Source organism: Haloarcula sp. CGMCC 1.6347, from assembly GCF_037078395.1.
GTDB lineage: Archaea > Halobacteriota > Halobacteria > Halobacteriales > Haloarculaceae > Haloarcula > Haloarcula amylolytica.
This window is the reverse complement of record NZ_JAYMGX010000002.1, coordinates 386,323-412,795: the sequence shown is the minus strand read 5'-3', so window position 1 is coordinate 412,795 and position 26,473 is coordinate 386,323. Positions and strand designations below refer to the sequence as shown.

Annotated in this window: 32 protein-coding genes; 17 read left to right on the top strand and 15 right to left on the bottom strand. The window is 65.3% G+C overall.

What is annotated here, in order from left to right; translation table 11 throughout:
• Nucleotides 1–65 precede the first annotated feature (65 nt).
• Nucleotides 66–836: a DUF1405 domain-containing protein gene (locus tag VI340_RS10550; protein ID WP_129755447.1), complete on the top strand. Its 771-nt coding sequence runs from the start codon at nucleotides 66–68 to the stop codon at nucleotides 834–836.
• Between the two features lie 36 nt (nucleotides 837–872).
• On the opposite strand, the gene VI340_RS10545 is transcribed toward VI340_RS10550, so the two are convergent.
• The 9 genes from VI340_RS10545 to VI340_RS10505 form a co-directional block, all read right to left on the bottom strand.
• Complete coding sequence (locus VI340_RS10545) at nucleotides 873–1,049, bottom strand: hypothetical protein (RefSeq protein ID WP_008312626.1); 177 nt, start codon at nucleotides 1,047–1,049, stop codon at nucleotides 873–875.
• Between the two features lie 96 nt (nucleotides 1,050–1,145).
• Entirely contained in the window at nucleotides 1,146–3,824 is a 2,679-nt protein-coding gene (locus tag VI340_RS10540) for a valine--tRNA ligase (RefSeq protein WP_336358314.1), read from the bottom strand.
• Between the two features lie 274 nt (nucleotides 3,825–4,098).
• Nucleotides 4,099–4,518, bottom strand: a complete 420-nt coding sequence (locus tag VI340_RS10535; RefSeq protein ID WP_336358313.1) for an HVO_A0114 family putative DNA-binding protein — start codon at nucleotides 4,516–4,518, stop codon at nucleotides 4,099–4,101.
• Nucleotides 4,502–4,813: a toxin-antitoxin system TumE family protein gene (locus tag VI340_RS10530; RefSeq protein ID WP_336358312.1), complete on the bottom strand. Its 312-nt coding sequence runs from the start codon at nucleotides 4,811–4,813 to the stop codon at nucleotides 4,502–4,504. The genes VI340_RS10535 and VI340_RS10530 overlap by 17 nt, the downstream gene beginning before the upstream one ends.
• Before the next feature lie 53 nt (nucleotides 4,814–4,866).
• Nucleotides 4,867–5,784: an HFX_2341 family transcriptional regulator gene (locus VI340_RS10525; protein WP_008312631.1), complete on the bottom strand. Its 918-nt coding sequence runs from the start codon at nucleotides 5,782–5,784 to the stop codon at nucleotides 4,867–4,869.
• Between the two features lie 72 nt (nucleotides 5,785–5,856).
• Nucleotides 5,857–6,282, bottom strand: a complete 426-nt coding sequence (locus VI340_RS10520; RefSeq protein ID WP_008312632.1) for a YgaP family membrane protein — start codon at nucleotides 6,280–6,282, stop codon at nucleotides 5,857–5,859.
• Between the two features lie 102 nt (nucleotides 6,283–6,384).
• A complete protein-coding gene (locus VI340_RS10515) occupies nucleotides 6,385–7,911 on the bottom strand; it encodes a sodium:solute symporter family protein (RefSeq protein ID WP_336358311.1) in 1,527 nt (508 codons plus the stop codon).
• A 1-nt stretch (nucleotide 7,912) separates the two neighbouring features.
• A complete protein-coding gene (locus VI340_RS10510; RefSeq protein WP_008312634.1) occupies nucleotides 7,913–8,122 on the bottom strand; it encodes a DUF3311 domain-containing protein in 210 nt (69 codons plus the stop codon).
• Between the two features lie 104 nt (nucleotides 8,123–8,226).
• Entirely contained in the window at nucleotides 8,227–8,571 is a 345-nt protein-coding gene (locus tag VI340_RS10505) for a tRNA-binding protein (protein ID WP_336358310.1), read from the bottom strand.
• A 51-nt stretch (nucleotides 8,572–8,622) separates the two neighbouring features.
• Here VI340_RS10505 and VI340_RS10500 point away from each other — a divergent pair, with 51 nt between their 5' ends.
• On the top strand, nucleotides 8,623–9,333 hold the full coding sequence (locus tag VI340_RS10500) for a sugar phosphate isomerase/epimerase family protein (protein ID WP_007188869.1): 711 nt from the start codon (nucleotides 8,623–8,625) through the stop codon (nucleotides 9,331–9,333).
• 178 nt (nucleotides 9,334–9,511) lie between these two features.
• Nucleotides 9,512–10,849: a DNA primase DnaG gene (dnaG, locus tag VI340_RS10495; protein WP_008312637.1), complete on the top strand. Its 1,338-nt coding sequence runs from the start codon at nucleotides 9,512–9,514 to the stop codon at nucleotides 10,847–10,849.
• Here dnaG and VI340_RS10490 read toward each other — a convergent pair.
• Nucleotides 10,846–11,262, bottom strand: coding sequence for a GNAT family N-acetyltransferase (locus VI340_RS10490; RefSeq protein WP_008312639.1), 417 nt, complete (start codon nucleotides 11,260–11,262; stop codon nucleotides 10,846–10,848). The two genes, dnaG and VI340_RS10490, sit on opposite strands and share 4 nt — an antisense overlap.
• A complete protein-coding gene (locus VI340_RS10485) occupies nucleotides 11,259–12,617 on the bottom strand; it encodes a DUF92 domain-containing protein (protein ID WP_008312641.1) in 1,359 nt (452 codons plus the stop codon). Before VI340_RS10485 ends, VI340_RS10490 begins: the two co-directional genes overlap by 4 nt.
• Before the next feature lie 95 nt (nucleotides 12,618–12,712).
• Between VI340_RS10485 and VI340_RS10480 the strand changes: the two genes are divergently transcribed.
• Nucleotides 12,713–13,321 (top strand): undecaprenyl diphosphate synthase family protein, encoded by a 609-nt coding sequence (locus tag VI340_RS10480; protein ID WP_049943071.1) that lies wholly within the window; start codon nucleotides 12,713–12,715, stop codon nucleotides 13,319–13,321.
• A 4-nt stretch (nucleotides 13,322–13,325) separates the two neighbouring features.
• On the opposite strand, the gene uppS is transcribed toward VI340_RS10480, so the two are convergent.
• Nucleotides 13,326–14,252, bottom strand: a complete 927-nt coding sequence (gene uppS / locus VI340_RS10475; protein ID WP_336329099.1) for a polyprenyl diphosphate synthase — start codon at nucleotides 14,250–14,252, stop codon at nucleotides 13,326–13,328.
• Between the two features lie 115 nt (nucleotides 14,253–14,367).
• On the opposite strand from uppS, the gene VI340_RS10470 reads away from it, so the two are divergent.
• The 3 genes from VI340_RS10470 to VI340_RS10460 all read left to right on the top strand — a co-directional run bounded on the left by VI340_RS10470 (nucleotide 14,368) and on the right by VI340_RS10460 (nucleotide 15,345).
• The gene (locus VI340_RS10470) at nucleotides 14,368–14,562 is read left to right on the top strand and encodes a cold-shock protein (RefSeq protein ID WP_008312646.1); all 195 of its coding nucleotides are present in this window, start codon (nucleotides 14,368–14,370) and stop codon (nucleotides 14,560–14,562) included.
• A gap of 2 nt (nucleotides 14,563–14,564) precedes the next feature.
• Nucleotides 14,565–14,759 carry a cold-shock protein gene (locus VI340_RS10465; protein WP_004591449.1) on the top strand — a complete coding sequence of 65 codons (195 nt, stop codon included), beginning with the start codon at nucleotides 14,565–14,567 and terminating at the stop codon, nucleotides 14,757–14,759.
• A gap of 175 nt (nucleotides 14,760–14,934) precedes the next feature.
• A complete protein-coding gene (locus VI340_RS10460; protein ID WP_008312649.1) occupies nucleotides 14,935–15,345 on the top strand; it encodes a DUF5778 family protein in 411 nt (136 codons plus the stop codon).
• 5 nt (nucleotides 15,346–15,350) lie between these two features.
• On the opposite strand, the gene VI340_RS10455 is transcribed toward VI340_RS10460, so the two are convergent.
• Nucleotides 15,351–15,641 (bottom strand): DUF7577 domain-containing protein, encoded by a 291-nt coding sequence (locus VI340_RS10455; RefSeq protein ID WP_336329100.1) that lies wholly within the window; start codon nucleotides 15,639–15,641, stop codon nucleotides 15,351–15,353.
• 100 nt (nucleotides 15,642–15,741) lie between these two features.
• On the opposite strand from VI340_RS10455, the gene ahbB reads away from it, so the two are divergent.
• The 6 genes from ahbB (at nucleotide 15,742) to VI340_RS10425 (ending at nucleotide 20,340) form a co-directional block, all read left to right on the top strand.
• The gene (gene ahbB / locus VI340_RS10450; RefSeq protein WP_336358309.1) at nucleotides 15,742–16,797 is read left to right on the top strand and encodes a siroheme decarboxylase subunit beta; all 1,056 of its coding nucleotides are present in this window, start codon (nucleotides 15,742–15,744) and stop codon (nucleotides 16,795–16,797) included.
• Nucleotides 16,798–16,843: 46 nt separating this feature from the next.
• The gene (locus tag VI340_RS10445; protein WP_008312655.1) at nucleotides 16,844–17,491 is read left to right on the top strand and encodes a precorrin-2 dehydrogenase/sirohydrochlorin ferrochelatase family protein; all 648 of its coding nucleotides are present in this window, start codon (nucleotides 16,844–16,846) and stop codon (nucleotides 17,489–17,491) included.
• Nucleotides 17,488–18,834 carry a glutamyl-tRNA reductase gene (hemA, locus tag VI340_RS10440; protein WP_336358308.1) on the top strand — a complete coding sequence of 449 codons (1,347 nt, stop codon included), beginning with the start codon at nucleotides 17,488–17,490 and terminating at the stop codon, nucleotides 18,832–18,834. Before VI340_RS10445 ends, hemA begins: the two co-directional genes overlap by 4 nt.
• A 41-nt stretch (nucleotides 18,835–18,875) precedes the next feature.
• Nucleotides 18,876–19,154 (top strand): 4a-hydroxytetrahydrobiopterin dehydratase, encoded by a 279-nt coding sequence (locus tag VI340_RS10435; protein WP_008312658.1) that lies wholly within the window; start codon nucleotides 18,876–18,878, stop codon nucleotides 19,152–19,154.
• Between the two features lie 10 nt (nucleotides 19,155–19,164).
• Entirely contained in the window at nucleotides 19,165–19,584 is a 420-nt protein-coding gene (gene lwrS, locus VI340_RS10430) for an LWR-salt protein (RefSeq protein WP_049943083.1), read from the top strand.
• Between the two features lie 108 nt (nucleotides 19,585–19,692).
• Complete coding sequence (locus VI340_RS10425; protein WP_008312662.1) at nucleotides 19,693–20,340, top strand: HAD family hydrolase; 648 nt, start codon at nucleotides 19,693–19,695, stop codon at nucleotides 20,338–20,340.
• Here VI340_RS10425 and VI340_RS10420 read toward each other — a convergent pair.
• A complete protein-coding gene (locus VI340_RS10420; protein ID WP_336358307.1) occupies nucleotides 20,328–21,254 on the bottom strand; it encodes a molybdopterin-binding protein in 927 nt (308 codons plus the stop codon). The two genes, VI340_RS10425 and VI340_RS10420, sit on opposite strands and share 13 nt — an antisense overlap.
• Before the next feature lie 111 nt (nucleotides 21,255–21,365).
• Between VI340_RS10420 and VI340_RS10415 the strand changes: the two genes are divergently transcribed.
• From VI340_RS10415 to VI340_RS10405, 3 genes are read left to right on the top strand one after another with little or no spacing between them, the layout of a single operon-like run.
• Entirely contained in the window at nucleotides 21,366–22,142 is a 777-nt protein-coding gene (locus VI340_RS10415; RefSeq protein WP_336358306.1) for a GIDE domain-containing protein, read from the top strand.
• A gap of 49 nt (nucleotides 22,143–22,191) precedes the next feature.
• Nucleotides 22,192–22,548, top strand: a complete 357-nt coding sequence (locus tag VI340_RS10410; protein ID WP_008312668.1) for an Hsp20/alpha crystallin family protein — start codon at nucleotides 22,192–22,194, stop codon at nucleotides 22,546–22,548.
• A gap of 18 nt (nucleotides 22,549–22,566) precedes the next feature.
• Nucleotides 22,567–24,285: an ABC1 kinase family protein gene (locus VI340_RS10405; protein WP_336358305.1), complete on the top strand. Its 1,719-nt coding sequence runs from the start codon at nucleotides 22,567–22,569 to the stop codon at nucleotides 24,283–24,285.
• A gap of 20 nt (nucleotides 24,286–24,305) precedes the next feature.
• Here the strand turns inward: VI340_RS10405 and VI340_RS10400 are convergent, their stop codons facing one another.
• Nucleotides 24,306–24,833, bottom strand: a complete 528-nt coding sequence (locus tag VI340_RS10400; protein WP_008312672.1) for a GNAT family N-acetyltransferase — start codon at nucleotides 24,831–24,833, stop codon at nucleotides 24,306–24,308.
• Between the two features lie 218 nt (nucleotides 24,834–25,051).
• Between VI340_RS10400 and VI340_RS10395 the strand changes: the two genes are divergently transcribed.
• Nucleotides 25,052–26,467, top strand: a complete 1,416-nt coding sequence (locus tag VI340_RS10395; protein ID WP_008312674.1) for a sulfatase-like hydrolase/transferase — start codon at nucleotides 25,052–25,054, stop codon at nucleotides 26,465–26,467.
• Nucleotides 26,468–26,473 lie beyond the last annotated feature (6 nt).

Below are 26,473 nucleotides of genomic sequence, written 5' to 3'. Positions count from 1 at the left end.
AATATTCTCCAGGGGACGGGGCTGAGACCACTACCGTTTTCATCGCGTCTCCCCACTGCATCGACATGGCTACGGACGAGGGTGTCGGCGGGCGCATCGACGCGGCTGTCGCGCGGGTGTTCAGCCGCCGGCTCCCCGATGCCGAAGGGCTCCCGCGGTACGTCGCGCCGCTACCGGCGTGGTTAGAGAACGTCGGGCTTCGGCTCGCCTGGCCAATCGCCCTCGTCAATCTGGTCGGGACGCTCTTCGGCTTCTGGTACTACGCCGGCCGCCCGCTGAACACAGCGCCGCCGCTCGTGGAGGGGCAACTGGGCGCGGCTCCGCTGGCCGCCTACCCCTTGATTCCGGACTCGCCCGTCGCGACGATGTTCATCGGGCTCTCGCTGGTGGCCTGGCGGCTCGACTGGAACGCGGAGTGGCTCCACATGCTCGGCTTCTTCGGCTGTATCAAGCTCGGTCTGTGGACGCCGTACGTCCAGCTCGTCCTCAACGGCCCCGGCGGGATTCCGCTGTGGCTCTACTGGTTCCTGATTCTGAGCCACCTGGCGATGGCGCTGGAGGCGTTTCTCATCCACCGCTACGCGAGCTTTTCCGTCGTGTCCGTCGCCGTTGCGGTGTTCTGGTACGGCTTCAACGACGTGGTAGACTACTTCGTCCCGATTCTCGATGGGCCACACCACACCTGGCTGCGGGCCGAGCCGCTGGTCGCAGCCGGCGGGTTCGACCATACGGTGCTCGCCCACGACCTCGCGGCGGGCTGGGCGGTTGTGTTGACGCTCATGGCGACGTTTCTCGCACTGGCGACGCGCGTAGAGAAAGTAAAACGGCAGGCATGACCGCCGGTGTCTCGCGCTCGCGGTTCCTTCGGCGTCTCAGGTCGTGAACCCGTCCTCGGCCTCGCGCTCGTCGAGGACCCACTCCAGTTCCTCGATAGCGCGCAGGATGGCGACCTCGGCCTCGTCTTCTAGCTCGGTCGACGGCGGGTCGTGCCTGTCGTACTCGTCCTGCAGCGCCTCGATGCGGTCCCGGATCGTCTCCTCTGTTCGCATGGTTCCAATGACCGGACCCGCAGGTCTTGATGCTACTGGTCGCGGCGATGGGTGCGGACCAGCGGCCATTCCGAATACGAAAAAAACGCGTCGAGCTTACCGAACGACGACGACGGCGCTCTCGGTTTCGGTCATCTCGCCCTCGCCGGAGTAGGTCCGGGACTCCTCGACGGTGAACATCTCGTCGTCGAGTTCGTAGTCGCCGCCAGCGACGACAAGCGTGTCGCCGTCGATCTCGTAGTCGCCGCTCTCGATAGCGTCGTCAATCGAGCCGACCTCGCTGCCGAACTCGGGGCCAACGATGGAGTAGTCGAGGTCGATACCGCTGACCTCGGTCGTGATGTCCGGGGCCTCGTCGTAGGTCTCCAGTTGGGCGACGTGCATCGCCTCGGCGACGGCGTCCTCGAAGCCGGCGATGTGGCCGAACACCTCGACGTGGTCGAGGTCGGCGTTCAGCGGCAGGCCGTTCTCGGTCTTGTACCGCCGGAGCGCGGAGACGACTTCCATCGCCGTCTCGCCCGCTTCGAGGTCGGCGTCGTAGCCGCCTGCGGTCGGCCAGTCCGTCGTGTGAATCGAGTCTTCTTCCGAATAGCACCGCTCCCACAGCTCCTCTGTGATGTGCGGGAGGAACGGTGCGAACAGTTGCAGGAAGGTCCGGTGGGCCTGCAGTAGCGTGAACTCGGTCGAGGTGTCCTCACCATCAGACAACCGCTGCTTGGCGATTTCGAGGTAGTCGTCACAGAACGTGTTCCAGAAAAAGGAGCGGAGCTCGTTCCGGGCCTTCGAGAACTCGTAGTCCTCGAACTTCGTCGTGACCGACTTGACGGTTGCGTCCAGTTCGGCCAGCAACCACTCGTCGACCGCCGCCAGCTCGTCGGGCTCGTCGGGCTGACTCGCGGGCGTGAGCTGGTCGACCAGCCGCGAGGCGTTCCAGAGCTTCTGGAGGAGGCGCTCGCCGGCCTCTAGGTCGCCTTCCTTGTACGGGAAGTCGTCGCCGATGGAAGTGCCAGCGGCCCAGTAGCGCGTGGCGTCGACCGGGAACTCCTCTAGGACTTCGCTCGGCGGGATGACGTTGCCCTTGGACTTGGACATCGCCTCGCGGTTCTCGTCTAACACCATCCCGTTTATCATCACGTTCTCGAAGGGCACCTCGCCGGTGTGCTCGTAGCACTTGACGACGGTGTGGAACAGCCAGAACGAGATGATGTCGTGGCCCTGCGGGCGCAGGTCGAATGGGTACAGCTCGGGGTTGTCCCAGGTGAACTCCTCGCTGTCGGCGTCCCAGTCCCAGCCAGCGTTCACGAGCGGGGTCAGCGACGACGTCGCCCATGTGTCGAACACGTCCTCCTCGGGCGTCAGCGAGTCGTGGCCGCAGTGGGGACAGGCCTCGACCGGCGGGTCGTCAGACAGCGGGTCGACCGGGAGCTGGTCGCGCTCGGCCATCACGGGCTCGCCGCAGTCGTCGCAGTACCACACCGGAATCGGGATACCCGAATCGCGCTGGCGGGAGATACACCAGTCCCATTCGAGCCCTTCGATCCAGTGCTCGTAGCGGGTCGCCATCTTCTCGGGGAACCACTCCATCTGGCGGCCGGCCTCGATGTACTCCTCTTTCTTGTCGAGCAGTTCGATGTACCACTGCTCGGTGACGAGGTACTCGACTTCCTCTTCACAGCGCTCGTGGACCTGCACGGTGTGGTCGTGGTCGCGGCTCTCGAGCAGCGAGCCCTCTTCGCCGAGGTCCTCGATGATGGCCTCGCGGGCCTCGGTGGTGTGCATCCCCTCGTACTCACCGGCGAGGTCGGTCATCGTCGCGGACTCGTCGATGGCGAGCCGCAGCGGCAGGTCGTGGGCCTGGTACCACTCGATGTCGTTCTGGTCGCCGAACGTACAGCACATCACGATGCCGCTGCCGGTCTCCATGTCGACGCGCTCGTCGGCGATGATGGGCACCTCCTGCTCGAAGATGGGGACCCGCGCACTGCCGCCGACAAGGTGCTGATTGTCGTCGTCGTCGGGGTGGACGAAGACGGCGACACAGGCCGGCAGCAGTTCCGGTCGCGTCGTCGAGATTGTGAACGTCGCGTCGTCGTCGGCCGGCCCCTCGCCCGTCTCGACGAGGTCGAAGGCGATGTCGTTGAACTTCGTGTGCTTGTCCTTGTCCTCCTGCTCGACCTGCGAGATGGCCGTTTCGCAGTCCGGACACCAGATAGTCGGCGCGCGCTGGCGGTACTCCCGTCCCTGCTCGTAGAGGTCGAGGAAGGAAAGCTGGGAGACGCGCTGCACGTCCGGCGCGATGGTCTTGTAGGTGTTGTCCCAGTCGATGGAGATGGCCAGCGACTGCACGTCCTCGGTGAAGTCGTCCTCGAACTCCGTACACACGTCGCGGCATTTCTCCTGGAACTCCCGTCGCGGGTAATCCTGGTGCCGAATGTCGAGTTCACGCTCGGTGAGCCGCTCCGAGGCGATGCCGTTGTCGTCGTAGCCGAAGGGGAAATACACCGTGTCGTCGCGCATCCGGTGGAAGCGGGCGACGAAGTCCTGCAGCGTGAACTGGTAGAGGTGGCCCATGTGGAGGTTCCCCGACACCGTCGGCGGCGGCGTGTCGATTGTGAAGCGGGTGTCGGCGTCCTCGTCGTAGGCGTAGGTCTTGTCGGCGACCCACTGGTCCTGCCACTCCGGCTCTACCTCTCGGGGGTCGTACTCCCCGTCGAGGGCGTTTTCTGATTCGTCTGCGGTCGATTCGTCCTGCGGTGGGTCCTGTGTGTCACTCATATTCAAACTGTGGGTGTAACACCCGGGTCGCATCGGACTGCGGCGTGGTTGTCAGCGGTGCGTGCGTCGATAGGTGGGGGTGGTGTGGGGCGTGGGGGCCCCTACACCGACGGGCGCGAGAACCAGCGTTCGGGAGAGTCGACGCACCATCTGTACAATACTCGACCAACGGCAGGATTAATGACTTCGGTTTTCGCCGGCGGCCCGCAAGTAGTCGTCCCGGGTTATACGTTGAGAACGCGGCCGTGCCTCGGTGGCGCTTCCGATACCTCGCTCACGCCGTCGCCTCGTCGGACCCGATGTCCGGCGTCACGAGCGGGAGGTCGATATCGATAGCTTCGTACCAGACCGACGGCCGTTTCGACTGCCCGTCGTCGACGAGTTCTACGAGGTGCAGTTCTTCGAGTTCCTTCAGATTTCGGTGTACCTGGCTGACATCGCGGTCCACGAGTCGCGCTGTCTCACGAATACTCCCGGGGTCGTGCTGGACGATTGCTCGCAGGAGTTCGAGTGACTTTGGCCGCGTCACACGGTGAACGTCGGCTGGGTCGTGATACACGACTTCGAAGTACGGGTCCGGCTCCTCGTCCCGGTCGAGCGCGGCGAGGGCGTCTTCGATGCGGTCGTCACGTCCCTCGCGGAACCGGATGTGCAGTGTCCTGTCTGTCGTATCGGAGTTACCAGTCGTGGCCATAGTCTATCACCTCGGATTTGAACCGCTGGAAGAGGGGTCGAGGTCCGTCGAAGTCGACGTCCGTCACCGTCCCGTCAGCATGGTGTTTGTGGTGGTGCGCCGCGTCGGGATGGTCGGGGAAATTGTCGTAGCGAACGATGGTCTCGCCCGCGGCGTTCCCGTACTGCATCGAGTACTTGATTCCCTCCGGATAGCGGTCTGACTCGGGGACGCGGTAGGCGCTGATTTCGGCGTAGCGATCACCGAAGTCTTTCGTGACTTCGAGGACACGCTGTGCCCCGTCGTCCCCGGGCATGGGTGTTGGTACTCCATCCAACAGCAAAAGTGTTGGTATGGATCACAACGGTCTTACGGCAAGTCAGGCTCGCGGTGCTCGCGGTCCTCGGCGGAGTGGGCGCGAACCCAGAGCTGTCCGATGCGGGAGAGCGTCGTCCGGTAGGATTTCCCGTGGTCCTCCTGCTCGATGTACCCCTTCCCGCCGGGGCCGAGCCGGTCGACGTTGTAGATGACCTTCGAGCGAAAGGAGTCGGTGTACTCCTCGCCCATGTCCCGGGCCAGTTGCTGGGCCAGTTCGGAGACGGACTCGAACTCGCCGTGTTCGCCGAGCGTGAAGAGGATGACCTCCTCGAAGGGCTTGACGTTCGAGAAGGAGGCGACCGGCAGTTCGACGATGTGGGAGCCGTCGATCTCCTTCGCGCCGATGGTCGTCCCGCGCTCGTCGAACTCAGACAGCAGGTCCCGTGCGGTTTCGAGCCGCTCGTCGACGCGCTCGTCGACTTCTTCGCCTGTGCGCATATCTTCCAGCATGTCGATTTGCTTGCGCAGTTCCTCCGCAAGCTCGGTCTCCAGATACTTCTCGGGGACCGTGTAGTAGGTGTGGATGCGGTCCCGGTCGCCCTCGCGTTCGACCATGATCGAGTGGGCCGCGGTCGCAAAGGCAAAGGAGACAGTCCGAGGCATCGCGGAGACGTTGACCCACACCTCGCTGCCCGCGTCGAGTTCGGCGTTGATGAGCTCGAAGGCCTGCTCGAAGGCCTCGTCGTAGTCGTACACGTCGGCGACGACGAACCGCTCGGTTTCGGCCCCGAGCAGGTTCTGGTAGTCCTTTTCGAGCTTCTCGGCGAGGTTTCGCGAGTACTCGACGTTGGCCTCGCTGCCGACCGCGCCCTCGAGCAGGATGACGCGGTCAACGTCGAGTTGCTCGCGCACGAGCGGCGCGATGAGCCGGTCGTAGTCGAACCCGACCGGGACGATGTGGGTCTGCATACGTGAAAGACTGGGACGGTGATTATAAAAAGAACCAGACTCGGGCTGCCGAGCGCGTATCGGGGCGGCGCGTTACTCGCAGCTTTCGTGCACGATAGCGCCGTCATCGTTCGGTCCGCGGCGCTCCCCGGGAACGATGGGGTCCTCGCAGACGGCGCAGGTCAGCTTACCGCTGGCGTGGCCGTTCGAGGCCTCGGTATCGCCGGAGGAGGTGAAGTCCACGCTCACGTCCGTCGACTCGTCGGCTGCCGGCTCGTCGTCCGCATCCGGGGCAAACACGTCGTCGTCATCGGCCGACGTGTCGATGTCGAGCGTATCGTTGAAGCCACAGTAGCCCGTCGAGGCGTTGAATCCCAGGCCGAGCGCGCCGATCCCGGCGAGCAGGCCGCGCTTGCGCTTCCCGCTGCGAAGCCAGCGCAGGGAGACGATTGTCAGCACGACTGCCAGCACCGCTCGGATCAGGCGGTCGCGACCGCCGACGTTTTGATCGGAGTCCATACCGACACATTGGTCTGGACGCTTTTGTAGGTTTACATGTCTGCCGACGGCCGCCGTCCAGTGGTTGCCGTGCCGGAGGGCGGCACGCAGACCGACCGCGTCTCAGTCGCTTTCGATACCGGTGACGGCGTAGGCGGTACGGTTCTCGGTCGCGGCGGGGGCAGTCACCAGCGAGACGGCGACTGTCAACACGAGACCGACTAGGATGCCGACGATGCCGGGCGTCCAGCCCAGGTACGCTGTCGGCAGGGCGACGTCGAGGCCGGCCAGTCCCCCAATCGTCGCAAGCACCGGGAAGACGTGCAGGCCGTAGAACACCTGACTACCCACCACGCCAGCGTACATCCCGGTGCGCGTGGTTCCCTGCCAGTACAGCGCCAGCGCGACTGGGACAGTTAGCTGGGCGAAGCCGCTGAAGGCGGTGTCGCCGATCTGGACCAGCGTCCCCGGCGTGTAGAGACTCGCAACGAAGGACAGTGTGGCGAAGGCGACGACGCCGATGCGGGCGACGAGCGCTTCGCGGCGGTCGGTCTCCTGGTCGCTGGCGTCGTCGCGGCCGGTCAGCGGCCGGTAGAGGTCACGGGTGAGGTACGACGACCCCGAAAGCAACATCGAGTCGCTGGAGGACATCATCGCGGCCATCGCGCCGGCGATGACCAGCGCGGTGAACCACGTCGGCGTGTACTCGCCCAGCAGCGCCGGGATGACGTTGCCGCCCTCCGGCACCGTGACGCCGAGTCCCGCCGCCCACGCCCCCAGCATGAACGCCGGAACGAACAGAAGCAGGACCAGCACTGGCCAGAGCGCGAACGTGCGCTTGAGCACCTTCTTCGAGCCGGCGGCGAAGAAGCGCTGGTTGATCTGCGGGAACATCGTCACGCCGAAGGCGATGCTGACCGCGGTCGAGATGATGTACTGCGGCGTGTAGAGGCCGCCGCCAAGGCCGACGAAGGCCGGCTCTTCAGAGGCCAGCAGGGCCGTCGCCTCGCCCGCGCCGCCGACGGCCGACAGGACCCAGGCGACGGCGACCCAGATCAGCGAGAGCATGAACAGCCCTTGGAGCGTGTCCGTCCAGGCGACGCCGCGCATGCCCGAGAGCGCAACGTAGAGGATCATGAACAGCGTGATGCCGCCGGCTCCGACCCAGAACGGGACCGCACCGTTCGTGAGGCCGACGATGGCCTGGCCGGCCCCCTTCTGCTGGAGCATCACGTACGGGAACAGCCAGACCAGGCTCACGGTGGCGACAAGGACCCGCAGCGCCGTTGACCCGAACCGGTCGCCCAGCATCTCGCCGAGCGTCACGTAGCCGTGGCGCTTGCCGACCAGCCACTGCTTGTACCCCAGCACGTACCAGAGGACGGCGAAGATGATGCCGTCCATCAGCCCCATCACGAGAATCCACTCGGGGCCGGCGCTGAACGCGAGGTTCGGGCCGCCGAAGAACGTAAACGCCGACAGCAGCGTCGCGAACGTCGTGAACAGCAGAACGACCGTGCCGAGCGTCCGGCTCGCGAGGTAGTAGTCCTCGGCGGTGCGCTCGGTGAGTCGATAAGCGACGGCCCCCACTGCGAGCGCGACGACCATGTACGCGCCGACGATACCCAACTGGAGCGCAGTATCGGCCACGTCAGTTCACCTCCTCGACGCCGAGGCCCCAGTCGGTGCGCGCGAAGACGGCGAAGACGACGCTCGCGAGCGCCATCCACCCGATGTGCCACCACAGCCACACCGGCAGCCCTGCGGCAATCGCGCTGGTGTCCCAGAGGAACCACGGCACTGCCAGCGCCATCAGCACGAACGCGACGACTGTCCACCCAGCGACCCTGACCGAACTCATATTACGACAAACTAGCCGCTAGCGATACTAATGGGTAACGAACCTTCACCCAGCCTCGTTGAAGAACAATCGTCTTCAATACGTCCGCGTCACAGAGATCGCTTTCAATACACGCGCGTCCCGGGTTCGACCTCCCGCTCGGGCGTCAGGTGGACGACACCGTCCTCGCTGTCGACGCCGGTGACCAGGCACTCGCTCTCGAAGCCGGCGATAGAGACTGTCCCGAGGTTGACGACAGCGACGACCTGCGAGCCGAGCAGGTCCTCCGGATCGTACACGTCGGTCAGTCCCGCGGCGGACTGGCGCGTCTCGTCGCCGAAATCCACGTCGAGTTTGTACACGTCCTTGCAGGCTTCGGGGAACGGTTCGACGTCGACGATTTCGCCGATACGCATCTCTACGTCTTCGAGGAACCGTGCGGGATCGATCTCGGTTTCAGTGAATCCCATGCGTCCCGGTAGTCCGTCCAGTTATTTTATGACAGCGTTCGCAACAACGGTATGGAGACAGCGATCCAGCTCTGGACGCTCCGCGAGCTCCGGGAACCGCTATCGGACGTACTCGACCGCATCAGCGCCGCGGGCTACGACGGCGTGGAGTTCGCCGGCATCGGCGACCCGGGCGCGTCCCGGCGCGCGCTCGACGAAGCGGGACTCGGCGTTGCCGGCGTCCACGTTCAACTGGAAGACCTGCAGTCCGACACCCGCACCGTTGGCAATCAGGTCCGGACACTTGACGCGCCGTATTTGATTCTCCCGTATCTCGATGACGATCACTTCGCAAGTGAGAGCGCAGTCGAGTCGACGGTGACGCTACTCGAAATGCTTGCGGCGGAGTTTGACCGACCGCTCCTGTACCACAACCACGACCACGAGTTCGTCCCGCTCGGCGACGGGACCGCCTTCGACGCGCTCGTCGACCAGACGACGATCGGGTTCGAGTTCGACGCCGGGTGGGCGCACGCGGCGGGACAGGACCCCGTCGAACTGATTCGGCGACTCGACGGGCGCGTTCCAGTCGTCCACCTCAAAGACATGACCGCGGACGGAGAGCCGACGGCTCTCGGTGACGGCGTGGTGCCGCTCCAGGGGGTGGTTGATGCAGCCCGCGAGGCGGGGACTGAGTGGCTGGTCTTCGAGCACGACAATCCCGAGGACCCGGTTGACGCCATTCAGGCCGGTATCGACGGCATGACTCCGCTACTGAGGTGAGTGGCCGACCTTTCGGGAATAGAATGGTATACAGAGGCAGTGTCGGAGCGCCGCGTACCTGCGGGACGGTTTGACTTCGACTCGCGTGCGCAAGGTTATTCCGCTGTACTACCCAACATCAGTATAGTGACAGCAGTCCGTCGGAACACCGGTTGACGGGCTGGAAAACAGGACAATCATGCAAGATACGGCGAAATATCTGATACATGCCGACATCACGGCGGCGGGAGTCGTCGAGCGGAGCGATGTCGTCGGCGCGGTGTTCGGCCAGACGGAAGGATTACTCGGCGACGAACTGGATCTGCGGGACCTGCAGGACTCGAAGAAGGTCGGCCGCATCGACGTGGAGATACGCTCCGAGGGCGGACAGTCTTTTGGAGAGATTACCGTCGCGAGCGGCCTCGACAGGGTCGAAACAGCGATCCTCGCTGCGGCACTGGAGACCATCGAACAGGTGGGGCCGTGTCGTGCCGAGATCGAAGTTTCCGAGATTGAGGACGTACGGAGCGCCAAGCGGCGCGAAGTCGTTGAGCGCGCGACGGAACTCCTGAACGACTTCGAGGAGAAGTCCATCCAGACCGCGGACATCGTCGAGACGGTCAGACAGCAGGTCCGAGTCGCCGATGTGACCGACTATGAAGGACTCCCGGCCGGCCCGCGGGTGGCCGACTCCGACGCGATTGTCGTCGTCGAGGGCCGCTCGGACGTGATGCAACTGCTCAAGTACGGTATCAAGAACGCCGTCGCAGTCGAGGGAACGGACGTCCCCGACGCCATTGCGGACCTGACGGCCGGCCGGACGGTGACCTCGTTCCTCGACGGTGACCGCGGCGGGGACCTCATCCTGAAGGAACTCGCGCAGGTCGGCGACGTGGACTACGTCGCCGTCGCACCCACCGACAAGTCCGTCGAGGACCTCTCCCGCAGCGAGGTGATGTCGGCGCTCCGGGACAAGGTGCCGTACGAGACAGTCGCAAGCGCCAAGAGCCTCGACAGCATCCGCGAGGAGATGTCCCATCCCGGGGAGTCGACGACCGCTGACGGCGGTGCCGTGGCGGCCGCGACGTCGGAGGACACCACAGACAGCCAGCCTGCGCCCGGTCCGCAGGCCGGGTCGGCCCAGGCCGAAACGACCGAGGGGGCGACGAGTGTCGCGGACAACTCGAACGCAACCGCTGTGGCGGATGCCGCAGCCGACGAGGAGTCGACCGAAAGCGGCGACGGACCGACCATCCCCTCGCTTTCGGACCACATCGAAGCCGTCATTCAGAACCACAGCGGGACGGCCAGGCTGGTCGACGAGGACGCGACGCTGCTCGCTGAAGGCGACGCTGATACCGTCGTCTCGCTGCTTGCAGCCGCTGAGGCCGTTCCCAAGACCGTCGTCATCGATGCCGACTGCACGCAGAAGCTCCTCGATGTCGCCGCCCAGCGCGGCGTCGATGTTGTCGTCGCCGCCGGCCACGGCGAGTACGTCAAACAGCCGACGGCCGTACAGGTTCGCATCGAGGACTAGAGTTCGCGAACGAGCAACACACCGTCGCCGTCGTCGTAGTGGTCGGGTAGTTCGTCGGCGACAGAGAACCCGAAGCCGTCGTAGAACGAGCGTGCCCGCTCGTCGTCCGCGCGGGCGGTGAGTCTGATCGTCTCGAACTCGCCAGCGCGGAGCCTGTCCAGCAGCCCGTCCATCAGTGTCGTCCCGAGGCCCTGCCCCTGTTTGCCGGGCGCGATAGCGAACTCCGCCAGGTACGCGACCGGATGGTCCGGCACGACGAGCGCGTAGCCGAGCGGTTCGCCGATGTCGAGGACCAGCACGAGCGGCGGGCCGTCGATTCCGACGCCGAGGAGCCCCGGCCACGGCTCGTCGAGCGCGTTCGTCTGGATCGCCCGGAGACGGACCTCGTCTTCGGGGCGGGCCTCGCGGATCATAGGAGGCCGACGGCCAGCACAACGCCGGCACCGGTCAGCGCGGCTGCCAGGGTCGCGAGCATATTGACGCCCTGATTGCCGACGACCGACCCCTCTACGGTCGCACCCAGCAGGCTGTCGACGGTCATGCCGACCAGTCCACACAGGAGGATGACGCCGCTGCCGACTGTGCTGATGTCCTGCGTGAGCGCGGCGATGCCGGCGATGATGCCCGCGCCGACGGCCCCGGCGGCCACGCCCTGCCAGGTGACGCCGCCGTCAGTGCCCGGCTCGACGGGTTTGAGCGTCGTAATGAGCCGCGGGTTGTCGTAGAGCCCGCCGAACTCGCTCGAGAACGTGTCGGTCATTGCGGCGGCGACGGCCCCGGCGAAGGCATAGAAGAACAGGAGCGGGTCGACGGCGATGTGGCTCGGACTCGCCGCCGCGGCGACGACGGCGAACAGCGCGACGATGGAGTTCGCGAGCACGTTCCCGCTCCCGCGTGCGCCCTCGTTCTCCTCGGCGATGCCGCGGTCCAGTTTCTCCTCGTAGCGGAACTTCGTCGAGAGGCCACCGAGCGCGAAAAAGGAAATCAGCATGGCGAACCAGCCGAAACCGCCGAGCACGATGGTCAAAAAGGAGAGGAGAACGCCGGTGAGCATCCCCGGGAGGGACGCCGTGTCGAGCGCGTAGGAGAGATAGCCGAGCAGCACTGTCACGGCGAGCGCGATGACGACGCGTTGTGCCGTCACCGACGGGTCGAGTTCGAAAAACAGCCACAGCAGCAGTCCCACCGTGAGCATCACGAGCGGGTCGTCCCGTTCGAACAGGACCGAGCGAAGCAGGGCGGCGACGAACGCGCCGCTGGCGGCGAGAAACAGCACGAGTGGCATGTCGACGGCGGCCGCTCCCTCGCCGACGGCGGCCTGAATCCGCGTTCCGAGCACCTGTCCCGCGACGCCGGCGACGAAGCCGACGAGGACAAAGCCTGCGGTTGCGACCACCTCGTCGGAGCGGACGGTGTAGGCGAGTCGCTGGCCGAGGTTCCCGTAGGCGACGACGACGACGACGCCGACGAACACCGGCACCGGTAGACTGAATCGGACGGCAAGCAGCGCGAGCCCGGCGGCGGCAAGCGAGAAGGCCGCCAGGCCGTACAGTTTCCCGTCCTCGTAGTCGCCGGGGCGCGCGAACAGGTCGAACAGCCGCGAGTCCTGCCCGATGACCGTCACACCGAGCGCGGCGACGAGGACGAAGGGTGCGATAGCGGCGACAGTCGCGAGTTCGAGCGAGCGAAAGCCCGTTGCGGCCGGGACGGCGACCGCGAGGGTCCCCACGGCGGCGAACGCGCCTGCCCGACGGACTGTGCCAGTCACGTCCCACCGGTATCCCCGAGAGGCACTTACCCTTTCCGAACTGCGGAGGCGACGGTACCGTGAGATTTACTGGGGCTGTCAGCATACCGGCGGGCGTGGGACTATACGACCGATATCTCGCGATGCGCGTTCGGCGCAGCGACGCCGACCTGCCCGAGACGGTCGCGCTGGTGATCACCGAGCGGGACCTCCTGGGAGACGGTGCATACCGGACCTTAGAGCGATTCTTCGACTGGGCCGTTCAGTACGGCACCGATACCGTCGTCGTCTACGTGAGCGTCCTCGACGAGGAAGCGATTCCGACGCTCCAGCGCGAACTCGAAAGCGTCACCGCGCCACGGGAGATAGCGGTCAGAGTACCGGACGACGAGACGACGGCCGACGCCCCGATCCAGATTTCCATCGGCCTCGGCGGACAGTCGGAGTTCGCGACGGCCGTCCAGAAGCTCGCGGAAGACGTCGACGAGGGGTCACTCGACCCGGCCGACATCGACGAGGCCGCGGTCGAGGAGCATCTCGTCTTCCCGACCGACCCGGATCTGGTTATCAAGACCGGGGCCGAACGGCTCTCGGATTTCATGATCTGGCAGTCCGTGTACTCGGAACTGTACTTCACCGACGTGAACTGGCAGAACTTCAGACTGCGGGACTACTTGCGGGCGCTGCGGGATTATCAGGAGCGGCAGCGCCGGTTCGGGCGGTAAGAGGTCAGTCCGCGAGGTCGTACTCTTCGTCGAGTTGCTCGCGCTCGGTACTCGGGAGCGCGTCCCGGAACCGTCCGAGCATCCGTTTGGCCGTCGGCAGTTCCGACTGCTCGATGGCACGGACCAGCGCGAGCGACCGCTCGGCACGGGTCGTCCGCCAGGACTGCTCGCGGTTCTGGTACGTCCGGATCGCCCGCAGGAAGTCGACTTTCCGGAACTCGGGCCAGTAGGGGGTACAGAAGAACGTGGCGGCCTCGTTGCCGTTGGCGTGCCACGGCAGGAAGTTCGAAGTGCGTTCGTCGCCGCCGGTCCGGACGATGAGGTCGACGTCGCGGGTCGGCCCCTCGTAGAGCCGCGCTTCGATAGTCTCCGCGGAGACATCCGTCGGGTCGAGAGTGCCGTCTTCGACGGCGGTGGCGACGTTGCGGGCCGCGCCGAGCAGTTCGGCCCGGCCGCCGTAGGCCAGCGCGATGTTGAGGTTGAGCTGGTCGTACTGGGCGGTTCGCCCTTCAGCGTAGTCGATAGCGTCTCGGACCCGCTCGGGTAGCATCTCCGTCTCGCCGATGGCGCGGATACACACACCGGCCTCGTGGACCCGGTCGGCGTCGGCAAACGTCCGGAGCTTCTGTTCGACGAGGTCGAAGATGTGTTCGCGCTCCTCGGGGTCGCGATCGAAGTTCTCCGTCGAGAACGTGTACAGCGTCACCTCACGAACGCCGAGTTCGTCGCACCAGTTCAGCAGCGCCTCCGTCGTCTGGGCCCCTTCCCTGTGGCCCTCCTGCTTTTTTTCGCCCTGCTTTTCAGCGTACCTTCGGTTTCCGTCCATAATGACTGCGACGTGGTCCGGCGTCCCTGACAGTTCCCACTGGAGCAATCGCTCGTAGGCCGCATATCCCAGTCGCTTCCCCCTCGATAGCATCGTTGTATACATTTCAACCACTCAATAAGGGCTTTGTGGAAGGGACCGGGTACAGTTATTTCCCTCCTAATCTGGCGAAATATATGCGCATAGTTTTAATATACCCCGGCTTAACGTTCAAATTGCAATGGCGACCGGTACGGTAGACTTCTTCAACGACACAGGCGGTTACGGGTTCATCGATACCGAAGACTCCGACGAGGACGTCTTCTTCCACATGGAGGACATCGAAGGTCCTGACCTCGAGGAGGGGCAAGAAGTGGAATTCGAGATCGAGCAGGCCGACAAAGGCCCGCGCGCGAAAAACCTCACGCGGCTGTAACCATGGCGACAGGCACTGTAGACTTCTTCAACGATACGGGTGGCTACGGTTTCATCGAAACCGACGATGCCGACGAAGACGTGTTCTTCCACATGGAAGACGTCGGCGGCCCGGACCTAGAAGAAGGGCAAGAAGTCGAATTCGACATCGAACAGGCAGACAAAGGCCCGCGGGCGAAGAACCTCACGCGACTGTAAGCGAGAACGGCTCGCTTTTCAACGGGTTCGCGACTGACCGAGCGGCGCTACTCGGCAGCGCGTGGGTTCCCACCGCTGTCGCTGTGCCGCCTCTCGGACCGAATATCTTCGGGTAGAGCCCGACCAGCGCTTGGAATCCGAAGTGTCTTAGGGACAGCAACACCGACCGCATGGTATGAGCGAGGCCGACGCACTCGACGACGACCTTTACCGCCGGACCAAACAACTGCTTGAGCCCGGCGAGATTCAGCTCAACGGCGCTGTCGTCCACACGGAGTACGACGGCAGCGACGAGATCGAGATGATGCAGGCCACCATCGAGGTCGGCGAACTCATCGCCGAGGGCGCGGGCTTGGACCCGAAGGACACGTACGTCTACTCCGGTAGCGACGATCCGGAGTTCGCGTCGAACCAGCATCAGGGCCTCACGCTGGACGACGAAGAGTTCGTCTGGGAGTGCCAGCAGCTCCTGCGTAACAGTTCCTTTGACCTGGTGTTCTACTACGAGGCCAGCGCCGACCACGACGGCATTCTCGAAGCTATCGAGGACGCTGGCTACGCGGTAACCGGTGTCGAAGGCGAGTAACCGCGTCAGTCGCCAGTCGCCAGCCGTTCCTGGCAGTTGTGACAGTAGGTGTAGTCGGGGCCGTTCGCTGCGCCACAGATGCGACAGGTCGTGGCCTCGACGGCGGCCTGTTCGAAGTAGGCGTTGAGCTGGCCGGTGTCGCGACCGTTGCGTCGGCCGCTGAACTGCTCGACCAGCGTGCCGTGTGCGGCGTAGTCCATGAGCCGAAACATCAGCACGAACCACAGCGGCACTCCTATCAGGACGAACAGGTAGACCAGCAGCCGGACCGCCAGTTCGGCTGTCGAGATTGCCACATGTGAGCTAGGGGCGGAAGGGGGTAAAACGCTCCGACGACCCGGACATGGTACCGGCTGTCCCGGACTGTTTTTATTCGCAGGCCCCCCAGATTCGGGCATGAGCGAAGACCTCGGGACGGTAGACCGGGCGGTGTTGAACGCCTTCCAGGGCGGCTTCCCGGTCGTCGAACGGCCGTTCGAACCGGCCGCGGCGGCCCTCGCCGACCACGGCGTCGACATCGACGCGGACGAGCTGTTAGCACGCGTACAGGATCTCGACGACGCGGGCGTGCTCACGCGGTTCGGGGCACTCATCAACGCCGAAGCTATCGGGGGCACCGCCACGCTTGTCGCGACCCACGCCCCCGAGGACAGTTACGACGACCACGCCGAGATGATAAACGCGCACCCGGAGGTCGCGCACAACTACGAGCGCGAGCACCCGCATCTGAATATGTGGTTCGTTCTCTCGGTGGCCGAGGAAGGACGGGTCGAGGAGGTCCTGGCCGAGATCGAGGCCGAAACCGGCGAGGAGACGTACAACCTCCCGAAACAGCAGGAGTTCCACGTCGGCGCGAAGTTCCCCGTCGAGGGGCCACAGACCCAGGCCATCGACTGTTCTGATCTGGGGCCGGACGTGACGCCGACCGACAGCCAGTCCCTGACCGCCGACGAACTGGACTTGGTGCTGGCGATTCAGGACGGCCTCCCGGTCACTGCCACGCCGTACGCCGACGTGGCCGACGAGATCGACGCCGACGTCGACTGGGTTCTGGAGACGATACAGCGGTTCAACATGGAGGGGAAAGTCCGCCGCGTCGGGGTCATCCCGAACCACTACGCGCTGGGCTACAGCGAGAACGGGATGACCGTCTGGGACGTCCCCGACGAGGTCATCGACGAGGTCGGCCCGGCTATCGCCGAGTTCGACTTCGTGACCCACTGCTACGAGCGGCCGCGTCACGACGGCGTCTGGCCGTACAACTTCTTCGCGATGACCCACGGGCGAAGCGAGGCGGAGAGTCAGGAGCGCATCCAGCAGGTCCGCGACCGGATGGCCGACCACTGGGACGTGTCCGAGGACGACTGGGACACGCTGTTCTCGACGCGCATCCTGAAGAAGACGGGTATCAGGCTGGACGAACGAGCGCGGCAGAACACAGAGACGGCGTGACCGTGTCCGCTTGGTGTAGCAGCGCCAGATCAGGAGGGGAGCACCGATGATTCCGCTGATGCACGACTTCGAAGGCGAGACGGTACTCGTCGTCGGCGGCGGTCCGGTCGGCGCGCGCAAGGCCCGAACGTTCGCCGCGGAGGCGAGCGTCGTCGTCCTCAGCCCCGAGTTCGCCGACCGGGCGTTCGCGGACGCGGAAAAGGTCCGGGCTGCCCCGACTCCTGAGGACGCCACAGAGTGGGTCGAGCGGACCGACCCGGCGCTGGTCGTCGCCGCGACGGACGACTCGGACCTGAACGACGCCTTCACCGCCGCTGCCAAGGACCACGGCGCGTTCGTCAACCGGGCCGACGACCACGGCGACCAGTCGTTCGGCAACGTCGTCGTTCCGGCGACGGTGCGGGACGACCCGGTGACGCTGGCGATTGCGACCGGTGGGCGCGCGCCGGCGCTGTCGAAACACCTCCGCGAGCGTTTCGAAGACGAGTTCGGAAACGCCGGTCTGATGGCGGAACTCGCAGGCGACCTCCGTGAGGACCTGCGCGATCGGGGGGTCCCGCCGACCGAACGGCGTGACGCCGTCAGGTTCGTTGTCAGGTCACGGGAAGTTTGGAAGGCTTTAGATAGTGGCAGGTACAAGGGAGAGCAAGTAGCTAGAGACGTGATCGGAGAGTTACCTGGTGATCAAACGTGAGAGGGGACACTGGTGCAATCGTTGGGGTCTGTATCTCCCATGAGCGCGCGAGCGTCGACCAATTAGAGACCGCTGCGGCGGACAGCGAGCGCCACGCCGTCGAATCCCTGCTCGCCAACCCCGAGGTCGAAGAGGCGATTGCGCTGCAGACGTGTAACCGTACCGAAGGGTACGTCGTCGTCTCTGATCACGCGGACGGGCTCGACGCACTCGAACTGTTCACCCGCGCCGTGCCCGAAGATGTCGTCGTCGAGATGGGTCACGAGGAGAGTCTCCGCCACTTGCTCCGGGTAGCCGCCGGGCTCGAATCGATTGTGCTGGGCGAGGACCAGATCCTCGGCCAGCTCCGGACCGCCTACGAGACCGCCCGCGGCGTTGGCGGCATCGGGCCGATGCTGGAAGACGGTGTCACGAAAGCGATTCACGTCGGCGAGCGCGCCCGCACGGAGACGAAGATCAACGAGGGTGTCGTCTCGATTGCCTCCGCCGCGGTGCGCCTTCTCAAACAGGAGAGTTCGCTGGCGGACGGGACCGCGCTCGTCGTCGGGGCTGGCGAGATGGGCCAACTCGCTGCGGATGCGCTCAGCGAGGAGGTAGACCGGCTGCTCGTGGCCAATCGGACAGTGCCACACGCCGAGCACGTCGCCGAATCGGTCGACATCGACGCCAGCGCGGTTGCGCTCGACGGCATCGAAGCGGCCGTCTCCGAGGCCAGTGCCGTCATTTCGGCGACGGGAAGCGGCGACCAGGTGTTCGATATCGGGACGTTCAGCGACGTTGGCGAGGTTTCTATCGTCGACATCGCACAGCCGCGTGACGTCCCGGCCGGGGCGGACCGACTCCCGTCGGTGACGGTGTACGACCTCGACGCGCTGGAGTCGGTGACCGCCGAAACGCGCAACAAGCGACAGCGAGCCGCGGAAGCGGTCGAGCGCATCGTCGACGAGGAGTTCGACCGCCTGCTCACGCAGTACAAGCGCAAGCGCGCTGACAGGGTCATCTCGACGATGTACGAGAGCGCCGAACAGGTCAAGGCAGCCGAGATAAACAGCGCGCTCTCGGCGGCTGACTTCGACGATGACCAGGCGGAAGTCGTCGAAGCGATGGCCGACGCCATCGTCTCGCAGATCCTCGCCGCGCCGACCAAGAGCCTCCGCGACGCCGCGGAGGAGGACGACTGGTCGACGATTCATACGGCGCTCCAGTTGTTCGACCCGGACTTCGGCGGCCCGGACCAGGCCACCCCGCCCGAGTTCACCCAGGGCATGTCGGTCGACGACATCCCCGACGGCATGCGCGACGAGATCCCGAACGCGATGCTCGACCGGCTCTCCGACGACTGACCACGCCCACCTTTTTGCCCACGCCGCCCGACGTAGCCGATATGGCAGACCTGCTCTCTGATGCAGAGATTAGCGACCGGCTACCCGAGGAGTGGACCCGCGACGGCGACGAAATCGTTCGCGTCTTCGAGTTCGACGGCTATCTGGACGCGTCGGGCTTTCTGAGCGCCGCGGCCGGCCTCGCTGAGGACGCGTGGCACCACCCGGAGATGACCATCCGCTGGGGCGAGGTCGAAGTCCGACTCACGACCCACGACGCCGGTGGCATCACCGAGAACGACATCGACCTCGCCGAACGGCTGAACGGCATCCACGACTGACGGTGTGACCGTGGACACGACCGACGGACTCGCTTCGCTCCGGCCGACCGAGCCCGACAGCGCGACCGCACGATACGTCTTCCGGGTCGAAATCCGACTGGAGCCGGACGCGGACGGGCTGTGGACCGACCCCGACCGGTTCGAGACGACGCTGTACCGGGCGGCTGACGATCCGGGGACCAGCGGGTGGCTGTTCTTCCGTGACACGCTCTGGCGTGGCGAACTCGCTGACGAACCGCACTTCCGTCGGCTCGTCGCGGACGAACTCGGCTGTCCGGTCGTCTCGGCGTCGTTCAGCGAACTCCGGACTGACGAGGCGTATTTCGACGCGCTGAAAGCCGAAATCGCCGACGACCTGGCCCTGTTCAACGCCGACTCGGTCAGCGAGGTGCTCACCAAGTACCTCGGCAGTTCAGTTCGTGTGGCGTGAAACGAACTGTCGCTTCGTAGTCAGTGTCTATAGCGGCGTTATACGCAGCAAAACTAGTCGTAGGGCCCGAAAGACTTTATTAGCGAATCCCCAATAATTGTACCCCTCATGACCACCGACTACGACTTCTGGCTGTTCGACCTCGACGGAACGCTCGTCGATATCGAGCCAGCGTACCCCCGGAAAGTGATGGGTGCCGTCGGCGACCGCCTCGGCGTCGAGTTCACGGACCGGGAGCGGGATGCGCTCTGGTACGGTTTCGGTGGAACACGGTCACAGACACTCGCAGAGCGCGATGTCGACCAGCAGGAGTTCTGGCGGCTGTTCCACGAGGAGGAAGACCCCATTGCCCGGGCCGAGGCGACGTATCTCTACGACGACGCCGAGCAGTTCCTCGCCACCCTCGATACACCGGTCGGGCTGGTCACGCACTGCCAGCAGTACCTCACCGAACCGGTGCTCGATCACCTCGACATCGCCGACTGGTTCGAGACGGTCGTCTGCTGTGACGACGACATCGGCTGGAAGCCCGACCCGAAGCCGGTGGAACTGGCGATGCGGGAGATGGACGTCTGGTACAACGGCCACCGCGGCGTGCTCGCCGGCGACAACCCGTCAGACATCGGCGCGGCGTGGAACGCCGGTCTCGACGGCGTCCACGTCGGTCGCCGGTCCCCCGCAGAGACGGGTCGGTGCGTGCGTGGCGACCGGCGCGTCGCATCGCTGCTTGACCTGACCTCGTCTCAAGGGAGGTAGTCCCAGTTTTCCACCCTGACGGTCGTCCCGGCATCGATACCAGTTTCGTCTGCAGGCACGGATACCCAGCCGTCGGCTCGGGTCGCCGTGGCGAGGTCAACGCCGGGTAGCGGCGTCGCCGTCCCGTCGCTCACGGCGACCGGAGTAAACGTCCGGACCGCGTCCTGACTGTCGACCTGCTCCGCCAGCGTCGCTCGTGTCTCCGGATGCGCAGACAGCGGTGCATCGGCAAACGCCTTCAATAGCGGACGAAAGAGTTGTACCGCGCCGACGCGGGCTGCACTCGGCGACTCCGGCAACAGCAGGACTGGGCGGTCCTCGACGACGGCGACTCCCGTCCGCTGGCCCGGGTCGATATCGACGTAGTCGGTGAACACCTCCCCGAGGTCCGCAACGACCTCTCGAAGCGTGTCCCCCGGCTCGGTCCCGGTGATGACGAGCGCATCACGGGTGAGGTCGCGCTGGACGGCCATCCGGAGCGCCGGTGCGTCGTCGGCGACGGGGTCCCGGTAGGTCACCTTCCCGCCCCACCGGTCGACGTACTGCGCCAACGTAAACCCCGCTGTCTCGACCTCGTGGGCCGCGCTGGCGTCCGCTCGGAGTTCGTCGCCAGTCGGTACGATTCCGACCTGCGGTCGCTGGCGGACGAGCAGTTCGGAGACGCCGGTCGCCCGCAGCAGTCCCACGTCGCCGGGCCGTACCTGATGGCCCTCCTCGAAGACGGTGTCGTCGACAGAGATGTCCGCCTCCACGACGGGTTCGTTCGCCGTCGCATCTGTCGCCAGGACGCGTCCGACAGCGACGGAGAGCGGAATCCTGTCTGTCCGGTCGACGGGGACGGCAAAGCTACCGAGCTGTCTGCGGGCAGTCTCCAGCGCGAGCGACTCGGCCTCCGACGGCGGGGAGCCAGCCATACCCTTGCTAGTGGGTACTGTGGCAAAAACGCCCCGAGTGGCCACGGCCCATCCGGCACTTGTCCACATGGACTGGGAACGCTTTTGTTCGGTCCGACTCGGAGTGGCCGTATGGTCCTCCCGCAACTGGTCGCCATCGTGTTCCTGGTCATCGGCGGCTTCGTCCTCCTCCGCGGTGGCCGGGAACTCCGAACGGTGTTTCACATCCTCCGTAACGATCCAGTCCCGGTGCGCTCGCTCGACGGGCACTCCGGTCCCGTCGAAATCACCGGCACAGCTGTTGCCGACGAGGACGCCGGAACCGTCACGGCTCCCTTCACCGGCAGCAAGTGTCTGGCCTACACCTACGAGGTCGAGGAGTATCGGTCGTCGGGGAAACACTCCAGTTGGGAGACGCTGGACGAGGGGCAGGCCGGCGTCGACTTCGTAGTCGACGACGGGGGCGCTCGCGTCCGCGTGAATCCCGACGGAGCGGACGTGCGGTTCGAATCACAGTCGGTGACGGTGTCCCCCGGGACTGAACTCCCCGAGCGCCTGGCCGACTACGTCGAGCGGACGGAGGGCGTCGAGGCACAGGACGGGTCCGTGAACCTGCTCGTGACGGAGATCAGCCTGGGGAACAAGCAGCGCTTTACCGAGCGCCGGCTGGACGTTGGCGAGGACGTGTACGTCTACGGCCAGGCGATGCGCGGCCCCGCATCGGAGTGGGGAAGCAATCTGGTCGACGCCGTCGTCGGGGACGGCGACGGGACGCCGGTGTTCGTCATCTCCGACACCAGCGAGCGTGGCACGGCCCGACGGATTGTTCGGGGCGCTATCGCTGAAACTGTGTTCGGACTAGCGGCTGTCCTCATCGGTGCTGCCGTCCTCCTCTCCGTACCCCTGTAGAGTAGCAGAGACCGTCGGGTTTACCACTGCGTACCACTTAGACAGGCGTATGCCAGCCCTGCGTGAGGCGCTTCGGGACCTTCCCGACGCCGTGTTCGCGGACGTGCTCGAATCCGAGGACGAATACCTGCTCGTGCTCGACCTGCCGGGCGTGACCGCGGAGACAATCGACGTGACCGTTGAGGGGGGCCGCCTCCGTATCGACGGGCAACGGACCAAGGACGTGCCCGGGGAGTTCACGTTCGTCCGCGAGGACCGCTCCGTGTTCCTCGACGCCGAGCTCCCGCTCCCGCCGGACACGACCGGGCAGGGCGGGGAGGGGACCGTGGAAAACGGCGTCCTCGAACTCCGCCTGCCGAAGGCGACAGCCGCACCGAGTACTACAATCCCGATCGACGGGGACTGACCCAGAGGTGGCAAGCCGGTGAACCTTCGCGCGTACTGGCGGTTCCTCGTCGTCGCTCGCCACTTCCTGCCCCTGTTGGTCGCGTACGCACGAGACCGAAAGCGGTTCTTCGTGGTCGGCTCGTCTCGCCGTGTCACGCCTGAACAGCGTCGCAAACGTGCACAGCAGCTGCTCGACTCGCTGCTGACGCTCGGCCCGACGTTCATCAAACTCGGACAGATACTCTCGACCCGCCCGGACGTCCTGCCACCGGAGTACATCGAGGAGTTCTCCAAGTTGCAGGACCGCGTGCCACCGGCGGACTGGGACGAGGCACAGGTCGTCATCGAGGACGAACTGGGCTCTGTCGACGACCGCTTCGACGAGTTCGAGACAGAGGCGATAAGCGGCGCGTCGCTCGGTCAGGTGTATCTGGCGGAGGTCGACGGCGAGAAGGTCGCCGTCAAGATTCGCCGCCCCGGCATCGAAGCGCTTGTCGAAGCCGACCTCCGGGTCGTCCGCTGGTCGCTCCCGCTGTTGATGTATTTCATCGACGACTCCCGGTCGTTCTCGCTGGAGACGCTGGCCGACGAGTTCTCGAAGACCATCCGCGAGGAGATGGACTACCAGCGAGAGGGCCGTATGCTCACCGAAATCCGGGAGAACTTCAGGGACAACGACCGCATCTGTATCCCCAAGGTCAAGGAGTCCCACTCCACGCGGCGCGTCCTGACGATGGAGTACGTCCCCGGTACGAAGATCAACGACATCGACAGCCTCGACGCGGGCGGTATCAACCGGACGGAACTGGCTGAGACGCTCCAGCGGGCGTACCTCCAGATGATAATCGACGACGGCGTGTTCCACGCGGACCCCCATCCGGGCAACCTCGCCGTACAGGACGACGGGACGCTCGTCTTCTACGACTTCGGGATGTCCGGCCGGGTCGACCCGTTCGTGCAGGACAAGATCATCGACTTCTACGCCGCCGTCGCCGACCAAGACATCGACGCCATCCTCGATGCCCTCATCGAGATGGGGACGCTCTCACCGGAGGCCGACCGGCAGGTGATGGGCGACGTGATGGAACTGGCCATCGCCGACGCTCGCGGCGAGGACATCGAGCAGTACCGCGTCCAGCAGATCATTCAGCAGGTCGAGGACACCATCTACGAGTTCCCGCTTCGGCTCCCGGCGAACCTGGCGCTCGTGTTGCGCGTCGCCACAGTCGTCGAAGGTGTCTGTGTCACCCTCGACGAGGATTTCGACTTCATCGGTGTCGCAACCGACTATCTCCGCGAGGAGGGGTATCTCGCCGAGGGCGTCCGGAACTTCGTCGAGGACCGGGCGACCGAAGTGTCCGACGCCGCCCGGTCGGCCGTCCGAATCCCGCCGAAACTGGAGTCCGCCCTCGACAGAGTCGAGCGGGAGGACTTCCGCGTGCAGGCCGACATCGAGGACTCCGACGGCCTGCTCGCGACGATGACCAAGCGGCTCATCCTCGGGATGTTGCTTGCGAGCACGCTGTTCTCGACGGCGTTCCTCTACACGCAGGCGTCGCTGCCGGCCACCGGTGTCGGTATCGCCGGAACTGTCGGCCTGTCCCTGGCGCTGTGGTGGTCGTTCCGTTCGAAGAAGGCCGTCCGGGCCAAGCCGCAGTTCACGCGACAGAGCATGCGCGAGCAGGACCGGGAGAGCCCGGGCGGGCTCAACACCTCCTTCGGCGAGGACACCGACGACGCCTACAGCGGCGACTGAACGCCCATCCGACTGTTGGGTCAGAGCCGTTTTTCGAAGTGGACGAGTTCGTACTCGCCCTGCGTCGACCGGCCGACCTCCTGATACCCCTCGTCGCGGTAGAACGCGACCGCGGCGGGCTGGCTCTGTGACGTCGTCGCAAGCAGGACCTCGTAGCCTCGCTCGGCCACTTGCTGTTCGAGTTGGCCGAGCAGGCTGCGACCGTAACCGCGCCGCTGCCGGGACGGGGCGACCCGCATCCGGTGGAGTTCGGCCGCGCCGGGAACGGTGCGCTCGTCCGCGTGGCCGACCTCGTTCGGGAGGAACCCGCCCATCGCGGCCAGGCCGCCGTCGAACGTCTGTGGGAGTTCGTCGTCGACGGCGGGCACGACGCCGACGAGAAACGCACCGCCGGTGTCGAAATACCGCGTCTCGATGTTTTGCAGGTCCGACGTGCCGGGGATGTCACTGGGGTCGTTTCCGGTCGCTCGTATCGCGCGCTCGTGGAGACGCCAGACAGCGTCGGCGTCTCGGTGGTCGTAGGACCGAAACTGAATCTGGTCGGTCATCGAACACGTCCGAAATAGTCATTGTCGGAGAAGGGTTTAGTTCTACCTTATCAGAGTATGGTTCTATTATAGCCGTCTGAATTTATCCGGAACGTTCAGTATTCAGTGTCTGGTATAGGGGGTATGAGAGAATTCGGTGGTACGCACTGGGCGCAAACCCCAGTTTGTGGACGCGATACGTCGGTACTATTACCGTTGTGGGGGAGTGTGGGCCGACAATGACGGCGCCGGCAACGAACAACGTGGTGCTGGTCACGGTTGACTCGCTGCGGGCGGACGCACTGGGTGGTACTGACAGCGTCTCCCCAGTCCTGGACTCGCTCGCTGAGTCGGGCGTCGTCTTCGAAAACGCCGTGGCACAGGGGAACTGGACGCCGTTCTCGTTCCCGTCCATCCACGGCTCACGGCCGGTGTTCGCGGAAAGCGAGGACATCGGTCTGGCGTCGACGCCGACGCTGGCCGAGCAGGTGTCCGATGCCGGTATCGAGACGGCAGGGTTCAACGCCGCCAACGGTTTCCTCACCGACCACTGGGGGTACGACCGCGGGTTCGACGAGTTCGAGCCGTTCGTCGACAGCGGCGGCTACAGCAAGTATCTGGCGGCTCACCCGACGATTCAGGCATGGGTCCAACTGGGGACCTCGCCGTTCCGTCGTGCCGCGACCGTCCTCAGCGGCGGGTCCGACGAACGGCCCTTCGCCGACGTGTCTCGGATGGGCGACCTCGAAGACCACGCCACCGAGTTCCTGAAGGCGACCGACGGACCGTTCTTCCTGTGGGTCCACTACATGGACACACACACGCCATACGTGCCGGCCCCGCGGCACATCCGCGAGGTGTCGGACAACCACTTCGGTGTCCTCCGAATGCTCACCTCCCACCTCCGAACCGGGCTGGGCTGGGAAGTCGACGACCGGACGCTGGAGACGCTCCGGACGCTGTACGAGGCGACGGTTCGGCAGGTCGACGCCAGCGTCGGTCGGTTACTCGACACCCTCGAAACAGAGGGCCATCGCGACGATACGGCCGTCGTCGTCGCCGGCGACCACGGCGAGGAGTTCCTCGAACACGGCCATCTCGCCCACTACCCCAAGCTCTATCGGGAACTCATCGACGTTCCCTACATCGTCTCGACGCCGGACAGCGAGGGCCAGTCGGTCGAGACCCCGGTCGGCCTCGACACGATCGCGCCGACGGTGTGCGATCTGCTGTCGCTCACGCCGGCGGCGGAGTGGGACGGGGCCTCCGTCGCCCCGGCGATCCACGGCGCGGGTATCGAGGACCGCGGCCCCATCGTCTCCGCAGCGGTCCGGGGCGAGAGTGTGACCAGCCAGCCGATCCCGCGGAGCCGCGCGGACGGGGAACTCCTCCTCAGCGCCCGCGACGAGCGATACACGTACATCGAGTTCACGGAATCGGGGCGCCAGGAACTGTACGACCGGACGAACGATCCCGAAGAGCAGGTCGATCTGTGTTCGGACTCGGCGGACGCCCCGCCTGCGACCGTCCTCGACCGGCTCTCGGATGCAGTTGCCGAACACCTCGCAGAACTCGATAGCGACGGGACCGGTACTGAAAACACCGAGGCATCCGACGAGATAACAGCACGGTTAAAGGCGCTCGGTTATCAGTAAGGCTGT

Excerpts from the sequence above, each read along its gene's own strand:
- VI340_RS10465 (WP_004591449.1), top strand. The coding sequence starts at position 14,565 with ATGGCGACAGGCACTGTAGACTTCTTCAACGATACGGGTGGCTACGGT.
- VI340_RS10415 (WP_336358306.1), top strand. The coding sequence starts at position 21,366 with ATGGTCCTCCCGCAACTGGTCGCCATCGTGTTCCTGGTCATCGGCGGC.
- VI340_RS10505 (WP_336358310.1), bottom strand. The coding sequence starts at position 8,571 with ATGGGATTCACTGAAACCGAGATCGATCCCGCACGGTTCCTCGAAGAC.
- VI340_RS10425 (WP_008312662.1), top strand. The coding sequence starts at position 19,693 with ATGACCACCGACTACGACTTCTGGCTGTTCGACCTCGACGGAACGCTC.
- VI340_RS10490 (WP_008312639.1), bottom strand. The coding sequence starts at position 11,262 with ATGATCCGCGAGGCCCGCCCCGAAGACGAGGTCCGTCTCCGGGCGATC.
- VI340_RS10435 (WP_008312658.1), top strand. The coding sequence starts at position 18,876 with ATGGCAGACCTGCTCTCTGATGCAGAGATTAGCGACCGGCTACCCGAG.
- VI340_RS10470 (WP_008312646.1), top strand. The coding sequence starts at position 14,368 with ATGGCGACCGGTACGGTAGACTTCTTCAACGACACAGGCGGTTACGGG.
- VI340_RS10410 (WP_008312668.1), top strand. The coding sequence starts at position 22,192 with ATGCCAGCCCTGCGTGAGGCGCTTCGGGACCTTCCCGACGCCGTGTTC.
- VI340_RS10540 (WP_336358314.1), bottom strand. The coding sequence starts at position 3,824 with ATGAGTGACACACAGGACCCACCGCAGGACGAATCGACCGCAGACGAA.
- VI340_RS10525 (WP_008312631.1), bottom strand. The coding sequence starts at position 5,784 with ATGCAGACCCACATCGTCCCGGTCGGGTTCGACTACGACCGGCTCATC.
- uppS (WP_336329099.1), bottom strand. The coding sequence starts at position 14,252 with ATGTATACAACGATGCTATCGAGGGGGAAGCGACTGGGATATGCGGCC.
- VI340_RS10530 (WP_336358312.1), bottom strand. The coding sequence starts at position 4,813 with ATGCCCGGGGACGACGGGGCACAGCGTGTCCTCGAAGTCACGAAAGAC.
- ahbB (WP_336358309.1), top strand. The coding sequence starts at position 15,742 with ATGAGCGAAGACCTCGGGACGGTAGACCGGGCGGTGTTGAACGCCTTC.
- VI340_RS10535 (WP_336358313.1), bottom strand. The coding sequence starts at position 4,518 with ATGGCCACGACTGGTAACTCCGATACGACAGACAGGACACTGCACATC.
- VI340_RS10520 (WP_008312632.1), bottom strand. The coding sequence starts at position 6,282 with ATGGACTCCGATCAAAACGTCGGCGGTCGCGACCGCCTGATCCGAGCG.
- VI340_RS10545 (WP_008312626.1), bottom strand. The coding sequence starts at position 1,049 with ATGCGAACAGAGGAGACGATCCGGGACCGCATCGAGGCGCTGCAGGAC.
- VI340_RS10445 (WP_008312655.1), top strand. The coding sequence starts at position 16,844 with ATGATTCCGCTGATGCACGACTTCGAAGGCGAGACGGTACTCGTCGTC.
- VI340_RS10400 (WP_008312672.1), bottom strand. The coding sequence starts at position 24,833 with ATGACCGACCAGATTCAGTTTCGGTCCTACGACCACCGAGACGCCGAC.
- VI340_RS10550 (WP_129755447.1), top strand. The coding sequence starts at position 66 with ATGGCTACGGACGAGGGTGTCGGCGGGCGCATCGACGCGGCTGTCGCG.
- VI340_RS10420 (WP_336358307.1), bottom strand. The coding sequence starts at position 21,254 with ATGGCTGGCTCCCCGCCGTCGGAGGCCGAGTCGCTCGCGCTGGAGACT.
- VI340_RS10500 (WP_007188869.1), top strand. The coding sequence starts at position 8,623 with ATGGAGACAGCGATCCAGCTCTGGACGCTCCGCGAGCTCCGGGAACCG.
- dnaG (WP_008312637.1), top strand. The coding sequence starts at position 9,512 with ATGCAAGATACGGCGAAATATCTGATACATGCCGACATCACGGCGGCG.
- VI340_RS10510 (WP_008312634.1), bottom strand. The coding sequence starts at position 8,122 with ATGAGTTCGGTCAGGGTCGCTGGGTGGACAGTCGTCGCGTTCGTGCTG.
- VI340_RS10460 (WP_008312649.1), top strand. The coding sequence starts at position 14,935 with ATGAGCGAGGCCGACGCACTCGACGACGACCTTTACCGCCGGACCAAA.
- VI340_RS10395 (WP_008312674.1), top strand. The coding sequence starts at position 25,052 with ATGACGGCGCCGGCAACGAACAACGTGGTGCTGGTCACGGTTGACTCG.